This window comes from Teichococcus vastitatis, from assembly GCF_003604215.1.
GTDB lineage: Bacteria > Pseudomonadota > Alphaproteobacteria > Acetobacterales > Acetobacteraceae > Pseudoroseomonas > Pseudoroseomonas vastitatis.
The window spans coordinates 1-20,413 of record NZ_QXGS01000044.1 but is presented as its reverse complement, the minus strand read 5'-3'; the positions used below and the strand labels follow the sequence as shown (position 1 = coordinate 20,413).

The 20,413-nt window shown below is 64.0% G+C and carries 18 protein-coding genes; 7 read left to right on the top strand and 11 right to left on the bottom strand.

The window, feature by feature from the left end; genetic code table 11:
* Positions 1-734 precede the first annotated feature (734 nt).
* Complete coding sequence (gene bdcA / locus D2K64_RS20780) at positions 735-1,448, bottom strand: SDR family oxidoreductase (RefSeq protein WP_120010292.1); 714 nt, start codon at positions 1,446-1,448, stop codon at positions 735-737.
* A 76-nt stretch (positions 1,449-1,524) separates the two neighbouring features.
* Here bdcA and D2K64_RS20775 point away from each other — a divergent pair, with 76 nt between their 5' ends.
* On the top strand, positions 1,525-2,115 hold the full coding sequence (locus tag D2K64_RS20775; RefSeq protein ID WP_120010291.1) for a helix-turn-helix domain-containing protein: 591 nt from the start codon (positions 1,525-1,527) through the stop codon (positions 2,113-2,115).
* A gap of 667 nt (positions 2,116-2,782) precedes the next feature.
* Here the strand turns inward: D2K64_RS20775 and D2K64_RS20770 are convergent.
* From D2K64_RS20770 to D2K64_RS20735, 8 genes are all read right to left on the bottom strand, one after another.
* A complete protein-coding gene (locus D2K64_RS20770) occupies positions 2,783-4,057 on the bottom strand; it encodes a TRAP transporter large permease (RefSeq protein WP_120010290.1) in 1,275 nt (424 codons plus the stop codon).
* A 12-nt stretch (positions 4,058-4,069) separates the two neighbouring features.
* Positions 4,070-4,678 carry a TRAP transporter small permease gene (locus D2K64_RS20765; RefSeq protein WP_120010289.1) on the bottom strand — a complete coding sequence of 203 codons (609 nt, stop codon included), beginning with the start codon at positions 4,676-4,678 and terminating at the stop codon, positions 4,070-4,072.
* A 74-nt stretch (positions 4,679-4,752) separates the two neighbouring features.
* Positions 4,753-5,751 carry a TRAP transporter substrate-binding protein gene (locus tag D2K64_RS20760; RefSeq protein ID WP_120010288.1) on the bottom strand — a complete coding sequence of 333 codons (999 nt, stop codon included), beginning with the start codon at positions 5,749-5,751 and terminating at the stop codon, positions 4,753-4,755.
* Between the two features lie 43 nt (positions 5,752-5,794).
* On the bottom strand, positions 5,795-6,712 hold the full coding sequence (locus tag D2K64_RS20755; protein ID WP_120010287.1) for an amidohydrolase family protein: 918 nt from the start codon (positions 6,710-6,712) through the stop codon (positions 5,795-5,797).
* Positions 6,709-7,626 carry an NAD(P)-dependent oxidoreductase gene (locus tag D2K64_RS20750; protein WP_367617043.1) on the bottom strand — a complete coding sequence of 306 codons (918 nt, stop codon included), beginning with the start codon at positions 7,624-7,626 and terminating at the stop codon, positions 6,709-6,711. The genes D2K64_RS20755 and D2K64_RS20750 overlap by 4 nt, the downstream gene beginning before the upstream one ends.
* Positions 7,627-8,061: 435 nt before the next feature.
* Positions 8,062-8,322: a hypothetical protein gene (locus D2K64_RS20745; RefSeq protein ID WP_120010285.1), complete on the bottom strand. Its 261-nt coding sequence runs from the start codon at positions 8,320-8,322 to the stop codon at positions 8,062-8,064.
* Positions 8,323-9,367: 1,045 nt separating this feature from the next.
* Entirely contained in the window at positions 9,368-10,471 is a 1,104-nt protein-coding gene (locus D2K64_RS20740) for an isocitrate/isopropylmalate dehydrogenase family protein (protein WP_120010284.1), read from the bottom strand.
* Complete coding sequence (locus D2K64_RS20735; protein WP_120010283.1) at positions 10,462-11,178, bottom strand: GntR family transcriptional regulator; 717 nt, start codon at positions 11,176-11,178, stop codon at positions 10,462-10,464. The genes D2K64_RS20740 and D2K64_RS20735 overlap by 10 nt, the downstream gene beginning before the upstream one ends.
* Positions 11,179-11,324: 146 nt before the next feature.
* On the opposite strand from D2K64_RS20735, the gene D2K64_RS20730 reads away from it, so the two are divergent.
* Positions 11,325-12,320: a tripartite tricarboxylate transporter substrate binding protein gene (locus D2K64_RS20730; protein WP_120010282.1), complete on the top strand. Its 996-nt coding sequence runs from the start codon at positions 11,325-11,327 to the stop codon at positions 12,318-12,320.
* 440 nt (positions 12,321-12,760) lie between these two features.
* On the opposite strand, the gene D2K64_RS20725 is transcribed toward D2K64_RS20730, so the two are convergent.
* Together D2K64_RS20725 and D2K64_RS26005 are read right to left on the bottom strand one after the other, a co-directional pair.
* Positions 12,761-13,594, bottom strand: a complete 834-nt coding sequence (locus D2K64_RS20725; RefSeq protein WP_120010281.1) for a sugar phosphate isomerase/epimerase family protein — start codon at positions 13,592-13,594, stop codon at positions 12,761-12,763.
* Positions 13,566-14,363, bottom strand: a complete 798-nt coding sequence (locus D2K64_RS26005) for a GntR family transcriptional regulator (RefSeq protein ID WP_120010280.1) — start codon at positions 14,361-14,363, stop codon at positions 13,566-13,568. Before D2K64_RS26005 ends, D2K64_RS20725 begins: the two co-directional genes overlap by 29 nt.
* A gap of 222 nt (positions 14,364-14,585) precedes the next feature.
* Between D2K64_RS26005 and D2K64_RS20715 the strand changes: the two genes are divergently transcribed.
* The 5 genes from D2K64_RS20715 to D2K64_RS26000 all read left to right on the top strand — a co-directional run bounded on the left by D2K64_RS20715 (position 14,586) and on the right by D2K64_RS26000 (position 20,178).
* Positions 14,586-15,395 (top strand): enoyl-CoA hydratase, encoded by an 810-nt coding sequence (locus D2K64_RS20715; RefSeq protein WP_120010279.1) that lies wholly within the window; start codon positions 14,586-14,588, stop codon positions 15,393-15,395.
* A complete protein-coding gene (locus tag D2K64_RS20710; protein WP_238384342.1) occupies positions 15,382-16,527 on the top strand; it encodes an ABC transporter substrate-binding protein in 1,146 nt (381 codons plus the stop codon). Before D2K64_RS20715 ends, D2K64_RS20710 begins: the two co-directional genes overlap by 14 nt.
* A gap of 34 nt (positions 16,528-16,561) precedes the next feature.
* Positions 16,562-18,310, top strand: a complete 1,749-nt coding sequence (locus D2K64_RS20705; RefSeq protein ID WP_120010277.1) for an ABC transporter permease — start codon at positions 16,562-16,564, stop codon at positions 18,308-18,310.
* A 5-nt stretch (positions 18,311-18,315) separates the two neighbouring features.
* The gene (locus D2K64_RS20700) at positions 18,316-19,392 is read left to right on the top strand and encodes an ABC transporter ATP-binding protein (RefSeq protein WP_120010276.1); all 1,077 of its coding nucleotides are present in this window, start codon (positions 18,316-18,318) and stop codon (positions 19,390-19,392) included.
* 660 nt (positions 19,393-20,052) lie between these two features.
* Positions 20,053-20,178: a hypothetical protein gene (locus D2K64_RS26000; protein ID WP_274379319.1), complete on the top strand. Its 126-nt coding sequence runs from the start codon at positions 20,053-20,055 to the stop codon at positions 20,176-20,178.
* Positions 20,179-20,413 lie beyond the last annotated feature (235 nt).

The following is a 20,413-nucleotide window of genomic DNA, read 5'->3' as shown; positions in this document are numbered from 1 at the left end:
ACGACATTCTCGCCGCCATCCAGCGCTTCTGCCTTCGCTCCCAGACGATCGGAGGAATTTCGCGATCAGGACACTAGTTTCAGCCTCACCTCATCGCCCGCGCCTCGCGGCGCTTCAAGGGCAGGCCGGGGAGCCCCGCGTGGCTTGGACCAGCCTGCCGGGTGCAGAGCGTTCAGAGCGGAATGACTTGGCCGGCTCTAGAATGACGGGATGCCAGGGCCGGATGCCGCAGCCGCTGTGTCGCGCGGGCCAGCCTCAGTCGATCTTCTCACAACATGTCTCCCCCTGAGCACCATCGGAACTCGTGACCCGTCGCTGACGATGACGATGACGATGACGATGACGATGACGATGACGATGAATGGACGGCCGCGGGACAGTGGGTGGCTACCTTGTCGAAGCGGTGATGATGCTGCGGAAGCCCTTCATGCGGCAGAACCTGCGCTGAGGGCGTCGCGGCTTCGGTACAGGAGCCGGGTGCAGCAGTACCTCGAGGATCGGTTTCCTTCCACGGGATGTTCGGCAGGTCCCCTGACTCCGGATCTGCTTCCAGCATGCAGGTTCCGCCGCAGCGCATCGGCACCGTCGCGGCCAGCAGGCTGGATTGCAGTATGGACCTCGACGAACTGTGGCAATGGTTTGCCGCCGTTTCGGATGTCCGGCCGCAAAGGGTCAAAGGGAGCCACCAGAACGCAGTCAGGGTGCCGGCAACCCGGTCACCCCGTACCATCCGTTCAGGCGCCGAAGCCTCCGTCGATCGTGTGCATCGCCCCGGTCGCGAAGCTCGCCTCCGGCCCCGCCAGCCAGGCCACCATCCCCGCCACATCCTCCGCCCGGCCATGCCGCTGAATGGCCATGTGGGGGTAGACGATGTCCTTCAGCGGTCCATCCACCGGATTCATGTCCGTGTCGATGGGGCCGGGCTGCACGACATTTACCGTGATTCCCCGCGGCGCGAAGTCCCGCGCCAGCCCCCGCGCCATGCCCTGCAGCGCCGATTTGCTCATGGAGTAGGCCGACAAGCCGGGGAAGGGCACGCAGTCCCCGTTGACGGAGCCGATCACGATGATCCGCCCGCCCTCCGGCATGCGCCGAGCCGCCTCCACCGAGGCATGGTAGGGCGCATGCACGTTGATGCGGATCAGCCGATCCACCGCATTCGGGTCCTGCTCCAGCGGGTCGCCAAAGATGGCCACACCGGCATTCACCACCAGCACGTTGAGTGCGCCGCTGTCGCGCACCCGCGCGATCACCGCGTCGCGGTCGGCGCTGTCCGTTCTCACGGCACGGGTTTCCGTCTCGGCTGCCAGCCGCTCCGCTGCCTCCTCCGAGCCGGCATAGGTGAAGGTCACCCCCGCGCCCTCCGCCGCGAAGCGCCGCACGATCGCCGCCCCGATCCCTCGGCTGCCGCCGAGCACGAGAATAGACTTGCCTTGAAAACCAGCCATCAGGCCCTTTTTGAGGTTTGATGTAGTGGTTGCTACAATGAACTCCTGAAGAGCCTCGTCAAGGCATTTTGTATCGATGACTACAAATAGCGCTCGGCCTCGCGGCCGTCCCCGCCGCTTCAACCCGGAGGAGGGTGTTGCCATTGACCAGCGCCTCTTCCATGCCCGCGGCTACGATGCGGCCAGCGTCGCCGACCTCACTGAGGCGCTCGGGATCAACCCGCCCAGCTTCTACGCCGCCTTCGGCAGCAAGGCCGGCCTCTACGCCCGTGTCCTGGACCGCTACAGCTGCGCCGGAGCCATTCCGTTATCCGAGATCCTGCGCCCGAACCGTCCTGTGGCGGAATGCCTCGCCGCCTTGTTGGAAGCCGCCGCCCGCAACTACGCTGCCGATCCCGCCGCCGCCGGCTGCCTCACGCTGGAAGGCACCCGCTGCAACGATCCCGAGGCGCGCGATGCGGCCCGCGCCATGGATCGCGCCGCGATTGACACCATCCGCCGCTTCATTGCCGCCCGCCATCCGGAGGAGGCCGATCAGGTGACCAATTATATCGAGACCACCATGGCCGGCCTTTCCGCCAAGGCCCGCAGCGGGCACGGCCTGGACCGCCTTCTTGCCACCGCTCGCCTTGCCGGCCTCATCCTTGCCCAGGCCCTCCGCGTCTGAGCGCATCGCTGACTGGCGGAGCCCATCGCCGTTTCCGTCGAGGCCTTCCCTGCCGCTTGGGTCAGATAATTGACGGACCGGAGAATGGGCTCCGTGTGGAACGGCAATTTCCTGGCGCTCATGCGGCGGACGCCGGTCGGCCACGTCAGCACAAGAAATTTCGCCGGGATGCTCGGCCCGGGCACGCTGGACTCGGCGAATGACATGACTTCCCAGCCAAGGCGCTCCACACTGCGAGTGGCGAGCCGGAAGGCTCCGGTTTGGTCGATGCAGGGCCTATCCGTTCTCCTTCGTGCTGCCTCACAAGCACGCCTGCTTGCCTTCAAGGTAACACCGGCATGATCCGAATACTCCTTGCGGATCGGCGCGCTGCCGCCCATTTCCGCCAGCTGAGGCGATGCGTCAGAGCCGCAGGAGCCGGCAAGGTTCGGGCACCTACGATCGAACAACGGCTGCGATGACCGTTTTCAACGGAGATCCTTGATCGGCTGTCGTCCTCTGGCTTCCGTACAGGGATCCGCGGGCGACCAGCGGAGGCGCGCAACAGTCATCTGTTGCCTGACAGTACAGGCACAAACAGGCCAGACATCGGAACTGTTCGCCGGGAAGACCAAGCCACCCCGAGAAACAGCTTGGCATCCCCGATTCAACAGCGAGGACGTGGTCCTTAGCGCAGCAGGGTCGGCAGCCAGAGCGTGAGCTGAGGCCACATTGTGATGATGAAGAGGGAAACAAAGAGGGGCAGGTAGAACGGCGCCGTGGCCCGCAACACTGCCCACATCGACACCTTGGCGATATCGGAGAGCAGGAAAAGCGCCAAACCCAATGGCGGCGTCAGCAGGCCGATCATCAGGTTGAACACGAAGATGATTCCGAGATGAACCGGGTCAACGCCGGCCATGACGAGCGGTGCCGAAACCAGCGGGGCGACGAGCAATGTTGCCGTCGTAGAGTCGAGGAACATGCCAACGATCAGGAGCAGCACGTTGACGATGAGCAGCAGCATGAGCGGATCGGTCGAGATTGACAGCAGGCTGCGCGTGAACATCTGCGGCAGCTGTTCCACCGTCATCACCCAGCCAAACAGCGCAGCGGCCGAGACGATGATCAAGACCGCAGAGGTCGTCTTGACCGTGTCGAAAAGCGCGAAGCGCATCCGCTCCCAGGTGATGCCGCCGTAGAAGACCACGGTGATGAACAGGATGTAGGCAACCGTGATCGAGGCGGCCTCGGTTGGCGTGAACAGGCCCTGCAGCATGCCGCCGACAAGCAGAAGCGGCGTAAGCAGAGCCGGGAGCGCCGGCACAAAGCTGGACCACAGCTGCTGGATGGTGGGCCAGTGCTTGGAGCGCGGATGGTTGTGCCTGTGGGCGAGCCAAGCAACCGTGCTCATCAGCAGAGCCGTATAGAGCAGCGCCGGCATGATGCCCCCGACCAGCAGCTGCACGATCGAGACGCTCGTCGCCGAGCCATAGATGATGAGCGGAATGGAGGGCGGGAAAATGGGGCCCACCACGGCCGACGCGCCGGTAATCGCGGCGGAGTAGGCGCGACTGAAGCCGGCCCGCGTCATCGCCCGGATCTCGATGCGGCCGAGCCCGCCGATGTCGGCGAGTGCCGCGCCCGAGGTGCCAGAGAACACCAGTGAGCCGATGACATTGACCTGCGCGAGGCCGCCGGGGACGCGCCCGCCAAGCGTATGCGCGAATTTGTAGATGTGGCTCGTGATGCCGGCTTGGTTCATCAGGCTGCCCACGAAAATGAAAACCGGAACAGCGACGAGCGGGAAGGAATCGAGCGCATAGGTCATGCGCTGCGCCATCAGTTCGAGCGGAAAGCCCGAGACAAGCACGTAGATCAAGGCCGGTACCGCAATCGCGACCACGACCGGGACACCCAGGATGAAGAGCGCCATGAAGGCGAGGATGATGGTGATTGCCATGATGCGGTGCCTTCAGTGCGGGCGCATGTCTTCGGGTAGATCGAGCTCTTCCGCGGGCTCCTGCTCCTGCGGAAACGTGACGTAGAGCGGCATGCCCTGTACGGCCTTGAAGAACTGGATCGCACATTCCAGGGTTGTCATCGAGAAGCTGACCACGGCCGCGCCCAGGAAGATCCAATACGGTATACCCAGCGTCGGCGTGGCATTGTCGAGGTTGGTGCCGATCGCGATCATGCTGGCCGCCACCATTGCCGCGAAGGTCGCGGTGGAGATCGCCGCTGCGGCCAGCTTCAGCCCATGGATGACACGAGCCGGAAGCATGGCGAGGATTTCTTCCATTTTGATGCTCGCGCCCGCCGAGACGACGTAGGGAACAGCAAGAAAGACCGAACAGATCAGCATGAAGCGGGCGAGTTCCTCGACGCCGATGATCGGCATGCCGAAGATCTCGCGTGCGACCACCTGGATGAAGGGCAGCGAGACCATCGCCACCAACATCGCGAGACTTCCCCAGCGGAAGATCCAGCGCAGCGGTTCCACAGCGCGGTCGAGCGCGTAGGTGCGGCTGTCAATGGCAGCGGCGCTTTGCGGCGCTTCGACAGCAACATCATGATTGTGCACGGCGGCCTCGCAGGCGATGGGTTCTTGCTCTTGCCAGAGACGAAGAGCCGAGGCTGGCCCCCGGCTCCTTATGGTCACTGCACGGCGGCGATGCGTTCCATCAGCGGCTTCCAGCTCGGGAAGTCCGCGTTGACCTGAGCATTGACCGACTTGCGGAACTCATCGACCTTGAGCCCTTCCTTCTCGGTGATGAAGGTCATGCCCTTCTTCTTCAGCTCATCGATCAGCTTGACCTCGGCCTCAAGACCCAGCTTCAGCGTCTCTTCGCCGACCTCGGCTGCGACTTTCCCGAGGATGGCGCGGTCCTTCTCGGGCACGGATTGCCAAGTGCGCTCATTGATGAAGACGGGCAGCACGTTCTGCATGTGGCTCGTCAGCATCGCGTGCGATTGTACCTCATAAAGCTTGTTGGCATTGATCATCGTCAGCGGGTTCTCCTGCCCGATCACCATTCCGGTCATCAGCGCAGTTGGCAGCTCCGCCACCTCGACGGGTGTAGGGATAGCACCCATGCCCTTGATCATGGTGGTCCAGAGCGGCAGTGGAACGCCACGGAAGCGCTTGTCCTTGAGGTCCACCGGCGAGTAGATCGCCATCTTCGCAGTCATCTGGCGTGCGCCGCGGTAGAGGCGGCCGATCACACGGATATTGGCCTGCTTCACCAGCCTGTCTGAAACCTCCTTCATCACTTCCGACCTGTTCGGGTCGGTCGCGGCCATGGCGTGGGTGCCGTCGCGATAGATGAAGGGCGCAGCGAAGGCGCCGATCTCGGGCAGGAGCCGGGTCAGTGAGCCGAATTCGTGATGGGCCATCGGGATCGCGCCGGACCGGACGCCGTCAATGGTTTCTGACGCACCGCCCAACTGCGAGTTCGGAAACACCTGGATCTTGATGCGGCCTTCCGTGCGCTTCTCCACCCGCTTGGCGAACTCCTCAGCGTACCAGTGCTGAATGTCGCCCTCGGAGCCGACGTGAGCGTAGCGGATCGTCATCTGCGCGGTTGCCGGCGCGGCCAGGCTGAGCGTGAGTCCCAGGACTCCGGCGAGTGTCTTGAATATCTGCCGCTTGTTCATCGTGTTCCTCCTTCTTTACTTTCTTGTGGCTTGGGATCTGCGGTCAGACTGCTTCCTGCAAGCGGTAGAACCGCACCGCGTTGTCGTGAAACAGGCTGTTCCTCTCCGCCTCGGTCCGATCCGCGGTCGCGATCAGAAAGCCCGAATAGATCGTGTCGAAATCGCCGACGAGGCGATCGACGGGAAAATTGCTGGCGAACATGCAGCGCTCGGCGCCGAATATCGCGATCGCGTCCCGGATCACCAGGCCGTTGGCTTGGACCGACCAGGGTTGTCCGGAGCTGCCGATACCGGAGATCTTGATCGCCGTGTTAGGCTGAGCGGCAACCGTTTCGAGCGCCCTGCGCCAACCGGCGAGACCCTCCGGGCTGCGGTCTGCCGGCAGGCCCGTGTGATTGACGATCAATTGCGTGCGGGGAAAATCCCGAGCCAGATCCGCCGCAGCGTCGAGATGCCACCATGGTGTCTGCAGGTCGTAGGAGAAACCGTGGCGCTCCATCAGCGCGTAGCCGCGGCGCCAATCAGGATCGTCCATGGAGCCGGACAGACCTCGCCGCGCTTCACCGGCTGAGGCCGCCGCGGCCGGCTTATGACGCACCCCGCGGACGATCGGGGCCGACGCATGGGACGCCAGCAGTGCTTCAGCCTCGACAGAAGCGAAATCGCACCAAGCCACCACCGCTGACGGAAGGCCGTGCTCGGCTGCGATCCGCCCGACCCAGTGCGGCTCCTCCGCTGCTAGCGCCCGGTTCCACTCGGCCTCGACGTAGACCGAGCCGACCACTGACCAACCACCCGTGTCGCGCCGGTAATCCGCCGGCATATAGTCTCGGCAGATCTCGGAATAGTCGCCATATCGAAACGGAATCCGCTCATGCTTCAGCCAGGGCAGGTCGTTCGCGAGATCCCAGACATGATGATGGGCATCAATCACCGCCCGGGGACGGGGGAGGGGCATCATCGGGTTTTGCCGCGTGTCGCCGCGTCATGCTCATAGAGCTTCACGACCGCCGCGGAGTCGGACATCTCGTGACCCAGTGCCACGTAGTCCTTGTACCGCTGCACACCTTGTTCGATCACCTTGAGATCAAGGCCCAGCCCCTGCGCAAAGGCTGATACCGCCTTCAGATCCTTGAGGAGCTGGCGAGCGTAAGACGAGGGCGGCTCGAAGGCCCGCTGCTGCATCTGCGGATATAATCTCTGCAACAGGCTTGAATCTGCGTGGCCGCCGGCCAGGCATTGCGGCAGACGGGCAGCATCGATCCCCGCAGCCTCGGCTAGCATGAGTGCCTCCGCCATCACGACGTAGCCCGTACCGACGATGGCCTGGTTGATGATCTTGGTTATCTGTCCTGCTCCGACAGGGCCCATCAGCGTGAGGTTCCCGGCCATCTGCTCGATGATCGGCTTCGCGCTCGCGAAGTCCTCCTCGCTGCCGCCGGCCATCACCGTCATCTGGCCTGTGCGCGCGAGTTGAGGGCCGCCGGATACTGGGGCGTCGATCCAGCCGGCGCCGGTTGCCTCCTTCAGCTTCGCGGCGACATGACGGGTTCCTTCTGGATCAGCTGTGGAGAAGTCAATCACCAACGAGGGACCTGGGCCAGCCGCAGCAACCCCGTTCTCGCCGAGAACGCATTGCTCCACAGCTTGCATGTGAAGCACGCATAACATCACGATATCGCTTGAGGCGGCAACTTCGGCTGGGCTGCTGGCCGGGGTGGCGCCATGCGGCAGCACCGTCTGCAACCGCTCCGGCTCCAAATTCCACACCTTCACGGGAAAGCCGAGATCCAGTAGCCGCCGCACCATGGCTTCACCCATGATGCCGATGCCAATGAACCCGATTCGCGGCTGGCTGGTTGCGTCGGTCATGATCTGCGTTCTCCTCCCTGTGTGCTCGCCCCGTCAGGGAACATGAACGGCTCCGACCGGATGGAAACCATTGGCGCCCCTCCCTGATCACGACGGCTATGCCGTGCCGCTAAATCTGCTGCCCTGCACCAATCATGGGAGGCAGGCCGATGCGAGGAAAAACAACCACCGGAATCGGTGCTTCCATAGGGATCCTGGACGAGGGTCCCGATCTCAGGCGAGTTCCCCGCCGTCATCACCAAGGGGTACTCCTTGGCATCAGCCGAGGCGAGCAGAGTGCTCCAGGTTGCTCAGCGGGTGATGATCTCGACCTGTCTGATGATCTCGACCTGTCTATAGAGGCGCGCTCCGCGACCGTGAGCGGGAAGTCGTTCACGAGCGATCCCGACATATGCACGACCTCCGAGAGGAGGACCATCTGCTTGGTGACCATCGAACTCACGGCGGCGCCAATTTCATTGGCTCGTGCATCGATAGAGGGGTGCCGAACGTCTGGCTACCTGCCAGATCGAAATGCGCATCCGGCATGGCAGCGCGGGGATTGGAAACAGCGGCACTGTTGAGGCCGCCATCGATCATCCAGCCGTCAGCGTCGCCCACCGCTCTCACCGAGATGGCACCAGTCGCCGCCCTGCACACGCTGATTTTGATTTCCCACGCAGCGTCGTTGATCTCGCTCCTGAACTCGGCCAAGCCCAAGGAGTCACTTCCATAACTGGATCGGCCAGCAACCTAGAGCCGATCGCACCGGCCATCACCTGCGAGGTGTCTAGCACTCGAACGCCCGCAAGTGGCGATGTCATTGTTCGTTCCTCCCGTCCATGCCTTGGGTCCACCCCGTTCCAGGGCGGTTTGCCACGCACTTAACCCAAACTATTCTATATTGTATATGATATCGCTATTTTATGCGTCAACGAACTCGTGTCCGGCTTCTGCCTGTCCTCCAATGCGCTGCCTGTGTTGGCTGAAGGTGCCGGATGGTGGCGGGCGAGCCACGCCATTGAGCGTAGCGCCCGGCGTCTCGCATCTGGTTGCCTTGTTTTTGGCGCCAGCCGAATGGCGCCACGAATTTCGATATCGCCCATTGTGCACGGCCGGCTTGTTGTTGGCTCATCGAGCAGCTACCGAGCCGCTGCGCGGCAAACCACTTCCGCCTTAGGAAACCGTACTGACGTTTGTGCTGGCCTCGACACGGATCACATCGTTCTCTAGGCCTGCGGCTACCACCAACATGAAGCGGACCGGGTGGGCCATGGCCTGGCCGATTGTGTGAACCCAAGTCAGTAATCCTGATCCCCGATGCCTAGCTTCACTCGGTGGATCTGCCACTTCTGGCTGCGTATATCCGGCCCCCTGCGGTCACGGGTCGTAAGAACCGCATGGCCAGAATACGCATTGATTGAGGTAGGAAGTCCAATGGTATCATCTTGCGCATAGTTCCGGAGGAACATCAGGTCGGGTACTGCCAGCACGGCCGAACGCGGTCTTATTCCCGCCCATCGCACCTCTGACGACAGGACTGTCGATCATCTGATCTGCACCCATGGCCTGGCTGCAGACAACGGACAGCAGATCCATGGCGTCATCATCGGCTCTATTCGAGATTTTGCCGCGCAATTCAGCAACCAGAGGTAAGGAAAGGAGAGGCGAACACTGAAGCGCGAGCCGGCTGGCATGTCTCCGAACACGCGGTTGCTCCGATTTGCCCCCATCTCAACAACGCCTCGGACGTTGATGGCGACGATTATCGAGGCGTGAACCCAAGGTGCTCGATCACCGCCTTGACGGCATCTGATGTTCCAGCGTCACCTTTGATGTCAGGCGTGCGCAAGCCCGCCGCAAAGGCTGCGTCCACGGCGGCCTGCAGTTCGGCCGCTGCCTCCGCCCATCCTGCGCCCGCCCCGCGTCCGGCCAGCCACTCCAGCATCATGGCGGCGGAGAGCAGCATGGCGGTCGGGTTGGCGAGGCCCTTGCCGGCGATGTCCGGTGCCGTGCCGTGGCTCGGCTGGAACACGGCGTGGTGTTCGCCGATGTCGGCCGACGGTGCGAAGCCCATGCCACCGATCAGTCCCGCGCCGAGATCCGAGAGGATGTCGCCGAACATATTCTCCGTCGGCAGCACGTCGAAATCCCACGGACGACGGATCATGTCGAGCGCCATGGCGTCGATGTAGTGATGTGCCGCCTCCACATCCGGGTGGCGCCGGGCGACCTCGTGGAACACTTTGCGCATGAAGGCGAAGCCGGTGAACACGTTGGCCTTGTCCACCAGCGTCACCAGACCGCGCCTGCCCTGCTGCTCGGCCCTGCGCCGGGCCAGATCAAATGCAAAGTCCGACAAGCGCTCTGTCGTGGCGCGGGTGATCACCATGGTGTCGCGTGCCTCCCGATCGTCGATGACTTCACCGCGACCACGGGCGGCGAACAGCCCCTCCGTGCTCTCGCGCAGGATCACCAGGTCGATCTGCGCTGCACGCGGATCGGCCAGAACCGGAGGCACGCCGGGCAGGGTGCGAATCGGTCGCACCCCGGCGTAGAGGCCGAGCCGGAAGCGCAGGTCGAGCTGCGGCGCGATTTCGGTGCCATCAGGGTAGCGGATGCCCGGCCAGCCCATGGCGCCGAGCAGGATCGCGTCCGCGGTTGCGGCACTCTTGAAGGTGTCCTCATCCATGGCGCTGCCGGTGTCGCGATAGGCCATGGCCCCGGCCCGCAAGGTGTCGAAGCGTAGCCCGAGGCCATGTCGGCGCGCCAGCGGCTCCAGCACGGCCAGACAGGCGTTGGTGACCTCCGTTCCAATCCCGTCTCCGGGCATCAGCGCGACGCGCACCGTGTTGCTGCTCACAGCCATGCCACGCCACTCCGTTCGATGATGGACACCAGTTCGCCACCACTGCGGCGGCGATGCCGCCGATACAATTCCCGCGCCCGCTCCGCATCGCCGGCAGCGATCGCCCGCAGCACGTGGCGGTGCTCGGTGGTACTGCGGGTGGGCAGAGGCCGCTGCTGCAGCGTAAAGATCCGCGCCCGGTGCGATTGTTCCCAGACCTGCATCACCATGCCGGCCAGACGCCGGTTGCCGCACAGCTCCGCGAGGCCGAGGTGGAAGGCCTCGTCGGCGCGGGCCCAGGCGAGCTGTTCCCGTGCCGCTATGGCGCGTTCCATGGCGGAACAGGCTGCCTCTAGCGGCTCCAGACCTGCGGACGGATCGGGACGACGTGCCAACAATTCGGCTGCCATCGGCTCCAGGCTGGTCAGCACCTCATAGATCTCGCGCATATCGGCGGCAATTAGCGGCAATACCCGCATGCCATGCCGGGGGGTGATGGCAACCAGCCCATCCTGCTGCAGCCGAACCAGCGCCTCCCTTATCGGGGTGCGGGACAAGCCGAGCCGCAGGGCCAGCTCGCTTTCCAGACACTGCGACCCTGGGGGCAGCCCATTGTCCAGGATGAGGGTCTTCAGCCGTGCGTGCGCCAGTTCCGCCGCCGTGGTGGCGTGGCGGCCGGCAATGCCGGTGCATCGTCGCCGCTGAGCCGCGTCCTGATCCAATTCCATCCTCTCCATGCCGATCGTCGCGGCTGCCAGCGAATCCCTTTGCGTATGCATTGTTGAGGATGACAGGATGGCTGCGTCAAGCAAGATCGGCTGATCGCAGGCAGAATGACATGCGGCACGAAGCCGCGGTCTCAGGGAGAGGAACCATGATGTCCAGCAACCGCCGGGCCCTTTTGGCCGCAGCTTCGACCCTTCTGACTACTCCTTCGCTGGTCCGCGCCCAGCCTGACGCCGCCGCCCTGTACCCGGATCGGCCGGTACGGTTCATCGTGCCGTTCCCGCCTGGGCAGGCGGCCGACATTTTTGGGCGGCTGATGGCCGATGAGCTGTCGAAGCGCTGGCCACAGCGAGTGGTGGTGGAAAACCGCTCCGGTGGGGCAGGGGCGCTGGGCATGGAGGCGGGCGCGCGTGCCGCGCCGGACGGATATACATTGGTTGTGGGCACCTCCGGGACGCTGGGCGTGAACCCCTCCCTGGTACCGAACCTGCCTTATGACGCGGAGCGTGACTTCGCCGCCGTCACCAACATCTTCACCCTGCCGCTGGTTCTCGTGGCGCATCCCGGCGCGGGACTGGACGATCTGCCCACCGTGCTGGACCGGGCTCGGGAGAGGCCCGGGGCCCTGAACTATGCGTCCGCCGGGCCGGGCACGGCGCAGCACATGGCGATGGAAATGCTGGCTCATCGGGCCGGCGTCCGCCTGACCCATGTGCCATACCGCGGCAGCGGTCCGGCCATGGCCGACCTGATCGCCGGCAACGTGCCGCTGATGATGGACAGCCTGGCCAGCGCCTTGCCACAGGTGCAGTCCGGCCGCGCACGGGCGGTTGCCACCACCGGCCGCGCGCGTCCGCCACAATTGGCGAGCACGGCGACGGTGGCCGAGGCAGGTTTGACAGGCTACGAGGCGCTGGGCTGGTCTGGACTGGTGGCGCCGGCGGCAACGCCACCCAAGATCATCCGCCGGATCAATGCCGATGCCGTGGCCATCCTGCGCGACCCAGTGGTGGCCGGCCGCATGGCAGAACTGGGCGGCTTCGCCGATCCAGGCTCACCGGAGCAGTTCGCAAGCTTCATCCGGGATGAGATCAGCAAATGGCGGAAGGTCGCCAAGGAGGCCGGCGTGCGGCTGGAGGGCTAGCCGAGATTGCCGCCGCGCAACAGGTTCCGCCGTGATCACCACGATCGGCGACCCAGCAAGGTCTGGAAGCTGATCGAACTGACGCGATCTGATTCTTTCATGCCGGCCGGGAGAGGAGGTTCTCGCGAACCCGCCTTGCACCAGAAAGCTGAAGATCACAGGACGTTGACTGCGCTGACAACGATGCGAGATGCCGAGCTTTCATGGGCCTCCGTCAACCAGGCTTTTCCAAAAGCCGGCATAATCGACCGCTGGGAAACCCGGAAGGGCACCATCGCAGAGTCGGACCTCGTTCGGCGTTCCGCGGATCAGGGCAGATAAAGAAAGTCCTCATGCTGCCGCCGTGTCCATCTGTTGAGCCATGGCCAGCACGCCCACAAATGGCTTCATCAGCACAGAAACCTGTTCTGGTCGCCGGCCGCTTCACGAACACGGCCGCTTCAGGACGTCGGAAGGCCGGCGTCCCGCGCCATCCGCAGCATGTCATGCCGCGCCTTCTGCATGTCTGCCAGAGTGCCGAAAGCGTTCATATAGTGTCCCTCGAAGCCCTTGCCCTCCAGCAGGGAGAACATGGCGCCGAAGTCGAAATCGCCCTGGCCGGGAAGCAGGTGCTGCTCATGCCCGTTGCGGAAGCAGTCCGCCAGCCGCACCTCACGGACACGATCGAGCGGAATGGCTTCGACAAAACCTTCCAAGCCGTCAGGCATCAGATGCGCATGATTGGCAGTGAAGGACAGCGCGAAGGCTGGCGAGTGAATGCGGTCGTGGTAGTAGCGCCATTCCTCGATTGTATGCGCGAGATAGTGAACTTCTGCATCCGCCGGCTCCTTGTTCAGGTTCTCCAACAGCAGCAATGCGCCATGCTTCTCGGCGTGCTCAACCATGCGCTGCAACCGCGCCAGCCCTGCCTCCATGCGCGGCTTCACATCGGCGGTGAAGTGATAGCCGGCATGTACCACGATCCATTCGGCCCCGAGCTTCGGCGCAACTTCGATATAGGCGCGCATGTAGGCGTCCACCGCATCTGATAGAAACGGCGAGTATTCCGCTACATTGACGGCCGAGAGCGTGTGCAGCCCGAGTATCACTCCTCGCCGCTCCGCCTGATCGCGGATCGCCGCCGCACGGGCATCGTCGAAACTGTCGACCTTGTTCGGGCCGGTGTCGAGCTGAATGTCGATGTAGCGGACCTGGTTCTCTGCCGCCCATTCGATGGCGTCCTCCAGACGCATGCGCCGCCCGATATCAACGCCGATCCTCTCGATCGTCAGCATGATGGTTCCTTTCGCCCGGCATTGTCCGGTTGTCCGCCGCCGCGCTGACATGCGCGACGGAACTGAGGTAGCGCGCCTGGCCTGCCCGCGTATGCACCTCCGCATGACGGCGCGCCTGCTCCGTCCGGCCGGATAGGATGGCTTCCAGCAGACGGTGGTGTTCATGATTGGCCGCTTGCATATTGCCCACCACATCGAAGGAGCGTCGGCGGAGCACCAGAAGCTTGCGCGTGTGTTCGAGGTAGACGTCACGCAGCGGATGGTTGCCACAGAACTCGACAAGCTGCTGATGGAACAGCACGTTGACGGCGAAGAACGCCTCACGCCGGCCTGCCTCGACGGCTTCGTCCATGCGCGCCACGATGACCCTCAGCTCGGCATCTTGCGCTTTGGTGATGCTGCGCGCGAGCAACGCGGCGGCATGGCCGAACAACACGGCGTTCATGTCGTAGATCTGCAGAACCTCCTTGATGTCGAGGCTCCGCACAAAGGCGCCGCGGTTGAGGATAACGGTGACGAGCCCCGTGCGCTCCAACGCGCGCGCCGCCTCCCGCACTGGGCCTCGGCTGACGCCGAGTCGGGCGGCCAACTCCATCTCGTTCAACCGCGCGCCTGGCTCCAGCGCGCCGGTCTCGATCATCTGCTCAAGCGCGGCCTGCACGCTGCGGCCCAGGGACTCCCGCGAGGCGATACGCTGGCGCAGTTCAGCCACCGTGCCTGTTCCGGACACCGGCATTCCCGGTCGGGTGCTGCTCTGGCGGCGCTGCATGTTCCGGCCATCTTGAGGTAGCAAGGTGTTTATTGTTTACATTGCCTGCCGCCGGTGACAAGAATTCATTACGAGGAGAGAAGCGGTCAGCCACGTGAACAGCGCGATGCAAGCGCCGCCCGTGAAGCTTTGGGCGCGCTGCGCAGCAGAGCGTCCATGCGGAACCTGGTTCCTCCTGACGCGCGTGAACGAAGCTCGTATTGCAGCAGGAGCTGGCCAGTGATGGATATCCCCATTTCGCCTGAGGCCGGCCCGAAGATCCTGGCGCGCAAGCGGGACGGCATCGGCTGGTTGACCATCAACCAGCCAGAGAAGCGCAACGCCATCTCCCTGGCCATGTGGGATGCCATCGCCGCCGCGATGGACGACTTTGCTGCCGACGACGCGGTGCGCGTCGTGGTGATGCACGGTGCAGGTGGAAAAGCGTTTGCTTCCGGCGCTGATATCAGCGAATTTGATCAGGTTCGCGCTGATGCCGACGCACAGGAGGCCTATGGACGCCGAAGCGGTGCCGCCCGCCGCAAAATGGAGGCCCTTCGGAAGCCGTTGATCGCGATGATCCAGGGATTCTGTATCGGTGGCGGCTACGCCGTTGCGCTCATGGCCGACCTGCGCATCGCCTCGGATGACAGCCGCTTTGGGATCCCCGCCGCCCGGCTCGGCATCGCCTATGGCCAGCAGAGCCTGGAGCGTCTGGTCGCGCTGGCGGGTCCGGCCATTGCCAAGGAAATCCTGTTCACCGGGCGCCAGTTCGACGCGGCCGAGGCGCTGGCCTGTCGCCTGGTGAACCGAGTGGTGCCGGCCGCGCAGCTGCAGGAGGTCGTCACCACTCTGGCACTTGATATCGCGCGCAATGCACCGCTCTCGGTCGAGGCTTCCAAGGTGGCCATCGACCAGATCGCCGGCGATCCCGCGGCACGTGACCCGGCGCTGGTGGAGCAACTGAACCGAGCCTGCTTCAACAGCGCCGATTATTCGGAGGGCCGCCAGGCCTTTCGGGAAAAGCGCGTCCCGGTCTTTGCCGGCCGCTGATCCGGCGCGCCGACCCACTGGGGCAAGCGTGGCCATGAGAGCCACCACCCCGCATCGCCGAGGGAGGAAACCAGATATGTTGAACATCAACAGGCGCCTGCTGCTGGGAATGGCCGCCGGAAGCGCGGCCGCGCGGTTCGGCGTGGCGCGGGCGGCTGAGATGCGGCCACACGAGAAGGAACTCTATGAGGCCGCGAAAACGGAGGGGCAGGTCACCTGGTACACGGGGCAGTATCAGGCGGAGCCCTCGGAAGCTATCGGGCGCGGCTTCACCGAACGCTATCCCGGCATCACCGTCAATGTCGTGCGCAGCACCTCGCAGGTTGCCTTTCAGCGCCTGTCGCAGGACATGCGGGCCGGTGTCGCGCAGTGCGACGTATTCAGTTCCACCGATCACAGCCACGCCGCGTTCCTGAAGCAGGAGGACCGGCTGATGCCCTACAGGCCGCGAAATGCCGAAGGGCTGATCAAGGCGGCGAAACAGGCCGGCGATCCGGACGGATACTTCCAAGTTACCTATCTCGGCCTCTTTCTGATGGGACGACGCACGGACCAGGTGTCGGAAGCCGATGCACCCGCCAGCTGGAAGGACCTGCTGGAACCGAAATGGCGCGGAAAGATCGCCGTGGGCCATCCCGGCTACAGCGGCGCCATCACCTCCTGGTGCCTGGCCATGCGCAAGCTCTATGGCTGGGAGTACTTCAAAGCACTGGAGAAGAACCAGCCGCAGATCGGCCGCTCCAGCGCCGACCCGGTAACCCTGCTGAATGCGGGGGAACGGACCGTCGGCGCGGCCATCCCGTCGGCCACCACCCTCCTGTCGATCTCGCGGGGCAATCCGATCAAGCTGATCTATCCGACGGATGGCACGCTGATGGTGCCGGCGCCGAGCGGCGCCCTGAAGAACGCGCCGCACCCCAGCGCGGCGAAGCTGTTCATGGAGTTCGTGACTAGCCCGACCTATTACGAGGTGACGCGCCCCTTCTTCAGCGAGTCCCTGCGCCCCGAGGTGGCTCCGCCGCCCGGCTCCCGTCCGTTGGATGAAGTGGCGATGATCTCCGCCGATCCGGCGGAACTTGAGCGCGACGGGCAAGAGGTCAAGGAGCTCTGGCGCGATACCTTCGGCGTTTGAACCGTCTTCCAGAGTACGAGGGAGCGCTTCCCGCATGAACGATCACGTCGCGGTCCTGACCAAATCCGCCACGGAGGAAGCGCGGCGGCCGGGATTGCTGCGCCGCCTGCGCTATCTTGAACCGTCCAACATGCTCTGGATCCTGCTGGTCGCGGCATTGCTGTTCCTCGTCGCCGTGCCCATCGGCAAGCTGCTGGTGGTCAGCTTCGAGCAGCGGGGAACCGGCGCATTCACCCTGTCCAACTACGTGACCGCCTACGGACGGGCACGCTACCTGGAGGCGCTCGGCAATTCGCTGATGCTGGGCGCGCTTTCCTCCCTGCTTTCGGTGGTCTTCGCCGTGCCACTGGCCTGGGCGGTGTCGCGCACGGACATGCCGGGGAAGGGCCTCACCTGGGCCATGGTGATGGGCGCCTTCATCATGCCGCCCTATCTGGGCGCGGTGGGATGGATCCTGCTGGCGGGGCCGAACTCCGGCTTCATCAACCTGGCCTGGACGTGGCTGACCGGGCTGCAGGCGCCGCTGGTGAACGTCTACAGCTTCTTCGGCCTGGCGCTGGTCATCTCGCTGCACTCCTTTCCGTTGATCTTCATCTTCGTGAAGTCGGCGCTGGACCTGATCTCCTCTGAGATGGAGGACGCCGCCAACATCCTCGGTGCGGGCACCTGGACAACAACGCGCATCGTGACCCTGCCGCTGGTCTGGCCTGCCGTGCTGGGCGGCATCATCGTGGTCTTTCTGGAGACGGTGGCCCTGTTCGGCACGCCGGCCATCATCGGCATTCCGGCGCGCATCAACGTTGTCACCACGCAGCTCTGGCAATTCTTCGAATACCCGGTGCGCGTTGAGGTGGCGGCTGCCTATGCCATGCCGCTGCTGCTGATCACCATCGGCATGATCACCGTGCAGAAGCTGCTGCTGGCGCGCAAGGGCTTTGTCTCGCAGACAGGCAAGGGCGGCGAGCGGCGGCCGATCAAGCTGGGTCACTGGCGCTGGGCCGTGCTGGGCTATTGCGGCTTTGTCGGCCTCCTGGCCGTGCTGATGCCGCTCACCGTGCTGCTGCAGGCCTCCTTCGCCAAGGCCTGGGGGCGGGGCCTCGCCTGGGACAATCTGACGCTGGGGAATTACGGCTATCTGCTGTTCCGGCACGAGATGGCGCTGCCTTCCATCTGGAACACCCTGTGGTTCTCCGCTGCATCGGCGACGGCGGCCGTGGTGATCGCCGTGTTGGTCGCATACATCGTGGCGCGCAGGCTGGTGCCCTTCGGCTCAGTCCTGGCCTTTCTGGCGATGGCGCCGTTCGTCATCCCAGGCATTGTCATGGCCATTGGCTTCTATGCCGCCTACGCGGCTCCGCCGATCGCGCTTTACGGAACGGCCCTGATCATTATCCTGGCCTTCACGGCCCGCTTCCTTCCGATCGCCTTTGCCAACTCGGCCGCCGCGGTGCGCGCGGTGCACCCGGAGATGGAAGAAGCTTCGCGCATCCTGGGAGGCGGACGCCTGCTGACCATCCGCCGCATTACCGCTCCCCTGATCATCCGCAGCCTCATCGGCGGGTGGCTGATCGTCTTCATCGTTGCCTCGCGGGAGCTCTCGGCCGCGGTCTTCCTGGTGGGGCCACGCACCCGCACCATGTCGGTGCTGCTCTACGACCTGAGCGAAGCCGGGAATTTCGAGGTGCTCGCGGCCTTTGGCGGGTTGTTGCTGGCCATCACCCTGATCCTGGTTGCCATCGGCATGAAGCTGGCCGGGCGTGATTTCATGCTACGAAGGAATTGAAACCGATGTCCCGTTTGGTGCTGAAGGGCCTCAGCAAGGCCTATGGGCCGGTCCGGGTGGTGGATGATGTCGACCTGACACTGCAGGAGGGTGAGTTTGTCTGCCTGCTTGGCCCATCGGGCTGCGGCAAGACCACGACCCTCCGCATGATCGCCGGCTTCGTCGAGCCCACGGCCGGCAGCATCAGCATGAATGGCGAGGTGCTTTCCGCGCCCGGCGCGGTGCTGCCGCCGGAGCGCCGGCGCATGTCGATGATCTTTCAGAGCTATGCCATCTGGCCGAACATGACGGTGGCCGAGAATGTCGGCTTCGGCCTGAAGCTGCAGAAGCTTCCTGCCGCCGAAGTTCGCGCCCTTACGAAGCAGATTCTGGAGGTGGTGCAGATGGGCCATCTCGCCGATCGCTACCCGGCCGAACTGTCCGGCGGCCAGCAGCAGCGCGTGGCATTGGCCCGCGCCATCGTCGTCAAGCCGGCCGTGCTGCTGCTGGATGAACCGCTCTCCAACCTCGATGCCAATCTGCGCGAGGAGATGCGATTCGAGATACGCCGCCTGCATGACGAGTTTCGCATCACGACCGTTTACGTCACACATGATCAGGCGGAGGCCATGGCAACTGCTGACCGAATCGCGGTGATGAATGCCGGCCGCATCGAGCAGGTGGACGCGCCACATCTGATCTATACCCAACCGCGCACCCGCTTCGTCGCCGCCTTCATCGGCCGCACCAACCTGCTGGAGGGTCGGCTCACCAAGAATGACGAGATCGGGTTGGACGGCTTTACCCTTCGCCCGGCCCAGCTCGGCCAGAGGATGCCCGACGCGGCGCAGCCGATCCTGCTTTCTGTGCGTCCGCAGGCCATGTCTCTCTCCCGCCACCAGCCGGAGTTGCGCGAGGGTTGGCCGGTTCTGCCAGCCACAGTAGCCCAGCGGACCTATCTGGGAGAATCCTGGGACTATGTGGTGCGCCCGCAGCACAGCGGGCTCCAGTTGCGCGTCGCCGCGCCACCACGCCAGGTGCATGAGGTCGGCGAGGAGGTCTGGCTGGAGTTGGATCCGCAGCAGATCGCAATCGTCAGCTAGCTTCGGCTTTCGCACAACGACGCTGCCTTCACCAGAGCCGACATCACGATCACCTCCACGATGAGTCGGTGCCGGGACCGGAGAGAGCCGCGACGATGCTGTCCGGCGAGGACGCGCAGGAGGACGAGGAGATCTGGCAGATAGGAGGCCTCGTCTCCGCCGCCGACCCGAGATGCTGGTGCATCCAGAGAAGCATTTTCCGTGCGGGTTGACCGGTCTCTCGTGGTCTCGCCCTTCTCGCCGCCAACCTGACCCTGCGTCGGCGCGTCTGACACGGGCCGGAAGTTCCCGGACAGGTCGGAGCGTTTCGCGCCGCAGCCGGATCAGGAAAACACCTCCGGTCGGCGATACATGTTCATGAGACATTAGGGGTCGGGGCAGGGCCTTGACTGGTTATTTGTCCGCATAGGGCCACCCACTCCAGGTGCCTATCCCATCTAAACCCCTGTATTCACTGCTGTCCAACTGCTTGTAGCGCCTCGCCAACCGCTAAGGGGACTCACGGCGGCCGAGTAGCGGTCGTGGCCAACTCAAACAAGCTCGCAGCGCAAATGGAGTTGACGAATAGTCAATGTTCACAACGCTTGCGCCTTGAGGTACCGCGGCGGCCGCTGAGTAGGTCCAAGCCCGGTCGATCGACAGCCGATATAGGGCAACGCCATGAAGAACTTTTCCATCCGCGTGTTGCTGATCGGCAGTTTCGCCGTGGTACTGGCTGCGATGCTGGCCATGGAAGCCTTTGCCTACGCGTCGCCGGCGGAAATCAAGCGGGAAATCTCCGCTTGAGTTGATCGCGGTCGCGGACAAGGTTTTGTACCACTCCAAGACGAGCGGACGAAACCGTTCAACCCTTGTCAGCTTTCCATGATCATGAGTGACGCACCCAGCTCCGGACGTGCAAGCGGCTAATCATGCCTTTGGCAGGCGGTTTCTCCAACCTGCCGTTATACCGTCGAGCGGATGAACTGACTCTGGTGTGATTTCCTGCGCGGCGGAGATGGTGATTCGCTTCTGGCCTGAC